The 5,319-nt window shown below is 73.2% G+C and carries 6 protein-coding genes; 3 read left to right on the top strand and 3 right to left on the bottom strand.

All coding sequences use genetic code 11. The features are described 5' to 3' along the window. Together E1289_RS36320 and E1289_RS36315 are read right to left on the bottom strand one after the other, a co-directional pair. Nucleotides 1-588, bottom strand: a 588-nt coding sequence (locus tag E1289_RS36320; RefSeq protein WP_207929390.1) for a hypothetical protein, incomplete at its 3' end; no start/stop codon positions are given. A 96-nt stretch (nt 589-684) separates the two neighbouring features. Next, nucleotides 685-1,737, bottom strand: a complete 1,053-nt coding sequence (locus E1289_RS36315) for a glycosyltransferase family 2 protein (protein ID WP_131988509.1) — start codon at nt 1,735-1,737, stop codon at nt 685-687. Between the two features lie 263 nt (nt 1,738-2,000). Between E1289_RS36315 and E1289_RS36310 the strand changes: the two genes are divergently transcribed. The 3 genes from E1289_RS36310 to E1289_RS36300 all read left to right on the top strand — a co-directional run bounded on the left by E1289_RS36310 (nt 2,001) and on the right by E1289_RS36300 (nt 5,111). Further along, on the top strand, nt 2,001-3,665 hold the full coding sequence (locus tag E1289_RS36310; protein WP_131988507.1) for an LCP family protein: 1,665 nt from the start codon (nt 2,001-2,003) through the stop codon (nt 3,663-3,665). A gap of 76 nt (nt 3,666-3,741) precedes the next feature. Further along, nucleotides 3,742-4,560: a thioesterase family protein gene (locus tag E1289_RS36305; protein WP_131988505.1), complete on the top strand. Its 819-nt coding sequence runs from the start codon at nt 3,742-3,744 to the stop codon at nt 4,558-4,560. 74 nt (nt 4,561-4,634) lie between these two features. Next, the gene (locus E1289_RS36300; protein WP_131988503.1) at nt 4,635-5,111 is read left to right on the top strand and encodes a hypothetical protein; all 477 of its coding nucleotides are present in this window, start codon (nt 4,635-4,637) and stop codon (nt 5,109-5,111) included. A gap of 75 nt (nt 5,112-5,186) precedes the next feature. Here the strand turns inward: E1289_RS36300 and E1289_RS36295 are convergent. After that, a partial coding sequence (locus E1289_RS36295) for an acyl-CoA dehydrogenase family protein (protein WP_279488592.1) occupies nt 5,187-5,319 on the bottom strand: 133 nt, incomplete at its 5' end.

Raw genomic sequence — 5,319 nt, 5'->3', positions numbered from 1 at the left:
GCCCGGGCCCGGCTGGGCGGGCGGCTGGCCGTACTGGGGGGCGCCCTGCCACGGCGGCGAGCCCTGGCCCGGAGGCGGCCCCATGTGCGCGGGAGCACCGTGCATGGGCGGCGGGCCCATCGGCGCGGGCGGCGGCGCACCGAAGCGCGGGGCGGCGCCCGCGCCCGCGCGGGCCTTCCAGCGGGACGGCGCCAGGGACGCCACCACGAGCGCGATGCCGATCAGCAGGAAAAAGCCGTAGGCGGCGAGGGTGGTGTAGCCGATCCAGAGCTCTCTGGGGAGGACGTCCCGTCCGGCGTGCTCGAACGTCCAGCGGGGCGCCGCGACCCAAAGGAGGCCGATGGCCGCGTAGGCGGCGCCGGGGATGAGCGAGGCGAGCGGCGACAGCCGGGAACCCGCCACCAGGCCGAGGAGGACCGCCGCGACCAGGAAGACCGCGACGCCGATCCACCGGTCGCCGCCTTCGTAGGCGAATGTCCGGACGGCCCGGGCCATCTTGTCCGTGCCGTACATCATGCACACCGCGACGATCGGCGTCACGACCAGGCCGACCAGCGCGCCCAGGCCGTGGCGTGCTCCGTTGGACATTGCCACCTCCAAACCGGTCGGGCGGGAATCCGCCCCGCCCAACCCTGACACATCGTCAGACGCCGGGAAACGGCAGGTGGTTTCCGCTTCCCCCGGTCAGTGGACGGGTTCGCCGGGTTTGACCGGGGTGGGCTGCCCCAGCCTCGGCGGGCTGGTGAGGAAGCCGACGCCCCAGGTCAGGTGCATGGTGGCGTAGACGAGCGGGAGCCGCACCCAGGCGGACGGCGGGAGGCCGCGGCCCTCCACGGCGGCGCCCACGATGATCGCGGCGGCGTAGCCGCCGGGGAGCAGCCAGCCCGGCCAGAACCCGAGCACCCCGGCGACCGCGCCCGCCGTCATCGCGACGACCGCGATCGGCGGCGCGAGGTAGCGCAGGCTGAGGGTGCCCTGGTGCTCGCGCCCGACGACGCGCCGCCAGCGGCCGGTGTGGAAGTACTGCTTGGCGAGCGCCCGCAGGTTGGGGCGCGGGCGGTAGGTGACCCGCATCCGCGGGGTGAAGAAGATCCGGCCGCCGGTCTCCCGGATGCGGTGGTTCATCTCCCAGTCCTGGGCGCGGACGAACGTCTCGTCGTAGCCGCCGACGCGGTCGAGCGCGCTGCGGCGGAACGTCCCGAGGTAGACGGTCTCGACCTCGCCCGCCTCGCCGCCGGTGTGGAAGCGGGCGTTGCCGACGCCGAGCTTGGACGTCATCGCGCGGGCCACGGCCTTCTCGAACGGGGTGACGCCCTCGGCCGCCATGATCCCGCCGACGTTGTCGGCCCCGGTCTCCTCCATCGTCTCGACGGCGGCCCGGACGTAGTCGGCGGGCAGCAGCGAGTGGCCGTCCACCCGGACGATGATCGAGTACTGGGACGCCTTGATCGCGATGTTGAGGCCCTGCGGGGTGCGCCCGGTCGGGTTCGCCACGACCAGGACGCGGGGGTCCTCGGCGGCGAGCCTGCGGGCGATCTCCTCGGTGCGGTCGCGGCACGGCCCGACGGCGAGCACGAGTTCGAGCTCGCCCGGGTAGTCCTGGGTCAGGATGCCGCGCACGGCTTCGGTCAGATGTCGCTGCTCGTTGAGGACCGGCATGACCACCGACACGGCGGGCCAGGTGCGTTCACCGGAGTTGGAGCGGGGCTTCACGGCGTACTGGGTTTCCTGGTTCATGGCGCGCTGGACATGGGGAGACGGTTCCATACGGGGCTCGCGGGCGCCCCGGCCGGTGACCGGTGAGGCGCCCATTCCTCTCTTGCTCGCTCGTCTGACGCGGCCCACGCCACCCGGTTCACGTGCGGGCCGCACGGGTCTGGCCGAGACGGCGCCACGTTACTCCAAGGACACGAGGTCCAGGTAGCGAACGGACGGGTGTCCCCACTTTAGAGTGGTGTGGACTCGCGTCAGAACGACGTCTTCGGGAGGCGGCGGCCGGCATGGCAGACGGGCACGACTCAGGTCGCGGTGACACCGGCGGGCCGGAGACCGATCCGCTGGAGCGCTACTTCCGGCCTCGTCCGGGCTCGCACGCGGCGGCCGGCGACGGCGGTGACGGCGACATCGAGGGCGTGACCATCGACGGGATGCCCGCGCCGCGGGTGGCGGTGGAGAGCCCGCGCGGGCCCCGCAGGCCCGGCCGGGGGCTGAGCCCGCGGGCCGCGATGACCGCGCGGCGGCAGCGGCGGTTCCTGATGGTGACCGGGACGATGTCGGCGTTCGTGCTGCTCACCTCGGGCGGCGCGTGGGCGTTCCAGAACTACGTGACCGGCATGATCGACAAGGTGTCGGTGGGCGGCCTCGGCCGGGGCGACGGGCCGAAGGGCGCGATGACGATCCTGGTGGCGGGGGTCGACCGCCGGGACGGGCTGACGAAGGCGCAGCAGAAGGCGGCCCGGCTCGGGCACCACGAGGGCGAGCGGTCGGACACGATGATGCTGGTGCACGTGTCGCGCGACCGCGACCGCGTGTCGGTCGTGAACCTGCCACGCGACTCCTACGTGACGATCCCGGCGCACGAGTCGAACGGCTCGGAGGGCGCGAAGGGGGCCCGGATCCCGTCCCGTCCGGGGAAGCTGACCTGGGCGTACCAGTTCGGCGGGCCCGACCTCACGGTCAGCACGGTCAAGCGGGCGACGGGCCTGTCGATCGACCACTACATCGAGGTGAACTTCTACGGGTTCGTGAAGATGGTGGACGCGCTCGGCGGCGTCGACGTGTGCACCGAGGAGCCGGTCGACGACGTCAAGAGCGGGCTGAAGCTCCCGGCGGGCACGTCGCACGTGGACGGGATGAAGGCCCTGGCGTTCGCCCGCGCCCGCTACACGCTGACCGGCGGCAGCGACCTCGGGCGCATCGACCGGCAGCAGCAGTTCATGGCGGCGATGCTGAAGCAGGCGCTGTCGACGAAGACGCTCAGCGACCCGGTCAAGTCGACCAGGTTCCTCAACGCGGCGCTGAAGTCGCTGCGCGTCGACCCGGAGCTCGCCGACAACCTGCCGGACATCGCCGACCAGATGAAGGACCTGTCGACCGACGACCTCACGTTCGCGAAGGTCCCGCTGGCCAACCCCGACTACGAGACCGTCCTGTGGAACTCGCCGGACCCGCAGTCGACCGTGCTGTGGGAGCGGGGCGAGGCCGGCGACCTGTTCACCAAGATCCGGCGGGACCGGCCGCTGGCGGAACCGTCGGGGTCACCGAGCGGCACGCCGTCCCGGACGCCTCCGGACGCGCCGACGGTGCCCCCGGAGGACATCGCCGTCCGCGTCCTCAACGCGATCGGCACGCCGGGTCTCGCGACCAAGGCGGGCTCGCAGCTGGAGGGGCTGGGCTTCGAGGCCACGGTGCAGCCGGGCGTGGCGCGGCGCGGCCTTCAGCGGACGCAGATCCGGTACGGGCCGGACGGCGCGGACTCCGCCAAGACCGTGGCCGCCGCCATCCCCGGTGCCAAGCTCAAGAAGGTGGGCTCGCTCGGGTCGGAGGTGCAGGTCATGGTCGGCGGGGACTGGGACGGCGTGCGGAAGGTCGAGGTCGCGGGTCCTTCGCCGAGCCCGTCGCCGTCCACCGGCGCCGAGACCGCCACCCAGAAGCTCTGCGGCTGAACCGCCGGCCGAACCGCACCTGGAACGGTGTCTAGAATACCGTTCTAGGTTGGGTGTCTCGGGAGGGAGCCGCAACATGTCGGAGGACGCGCCCGCGGAGGCGTTCTACGAGCCGCTCGGCGGCGGCCGGTTCGCCGGCAGCCCCGCGACCGCCGGCCCCTGGTCGCCGGGGTTCCAGCACGGCGGCCCGGTGGCCGGCCTGCTCGGGCGGGCCTTCGAGCGGCACGAGCCCGTCCCCGGCGGCCGGATCGCGCGGGTCACGGTGGAGCTGCTCAGCCCCGTGCCCGTGGCGGTGCTGGACATCGCCGTGCGCGTCGTCCGCCCCGGCAAGCGGGTCGCCCACCTGGAGGCGGAGATGACCCATGAGGGGCGTCCCGTCGTCCGCGCCACGGCCTGGCGGATCATGGAGGCGCCCGCCCACCTGGAGCCGGTCGTCCACGGGCCCCCGCCACCGGCCCTCCCCGCGACGGCCGAGCCGTTCCCGGAATGGCCCGGCGTCCACACCGGCGGCTACCTGTCGGCGATGGAGTGGCGGATCGTCCACGGCGCCTTCGGGGAGCCCGGCCCCGGCACGACGTGGGCGCGGTCCCGCATCCCCCTCGTCGCCGGCGAGGCCGACACGCCGCTGGTGCGGGCGCTGACGCTCGCCGACAGCGCGTCCGGCATCGGCAGCCAGCTCGACAACGCGAAATGGCTGATCATCAACACGGACATGACCGTCGGGCTGCACCGCGACCCGGCCGGCGAGTGGCTGTGCATGGCCGCGTCCCTGGACCTGAGCCCCGGCGGCAGCGCCCTGTGCGAGGCGACGCTCGCCGACACGTCCGGCGGGTTCGGCCGCGCGCTGCAGACCCTGATCGTGGACGAGCAGGCGTCCGCGACCGGCGGCGGGTGACCGCACGTTCTTGATCGAATACTGTGGGTAATATTCGAGTGACCGAGAGTAGTCACCCGTCAGGAGTCCACAGGATGTCCAGAAGGAAGCTCACCTTGCTCGGCACGGCCACCGCGCTGGTCGTCGCGGGCGGCGTCACCGCCGCGAGCGTCTCGCTCGCCGCACCGGCACCGCCGCCGGGCCGGCCCGGGGACGTGGCCGTGCCGTCCGTCGCGCCGCCGTCCGCCGCGGACGCCGCCGCGCCGTCCGTCTCGCCGCGGGCGGCGTCCGGCAAGGAGGCCGACTCGCCGGCGGAGTGCCGCGACGCGGACTGCGAGATCGAGATCAGGGACGGCATGGAGATCCCGCTCAACGGGAAGCGCGGGGTCCGGCAGCTCAAGATCAAGATCGACGGCACCCAGGTGACCATCACCGCCCGCACCGAGAACGGGAGGGCCGTGGCCGTCACGGACGCGAGCAATCACACCAGCGTCACGCACATCAACGGCCTCAAGCTTCGCCCGCACGTCGCCGGGGACGGCAGGCTGATGCTCTCCATCTCCCACGGCTGACCGGCGCACGGGGGACGGGCGGCTCCGCCCGTCCCCCGCCTCATCGGGGCCGGGGTCGGCCGGCCCGGCGTCCCGTCACCTGAGGAGCTGGCGGGCGATGACCATCCGCTGGATCTGGTTGGTCCCCTCGTAGATCTGGGTGATCTTGGCGTCGCGCATCATCCGCTCCACCGGGAAGTCCCGCGTGTACCCGTACCCGCCCAGCAAC

Source organism: Actinomadura sp. 6K520, from assembly GCF_004349245.1.
Taxonomy (GTDB): Bacteria; Actinomycetota; Actinomycetes; order Streptosporangiales; family Streptosporangiaceae; genus Spirillospora.
The sequence above is the reverse complement of the archived record's forward strand: the minus strand, read 5'-3'. Positions and strand labels throughout refer to the sequence as shown.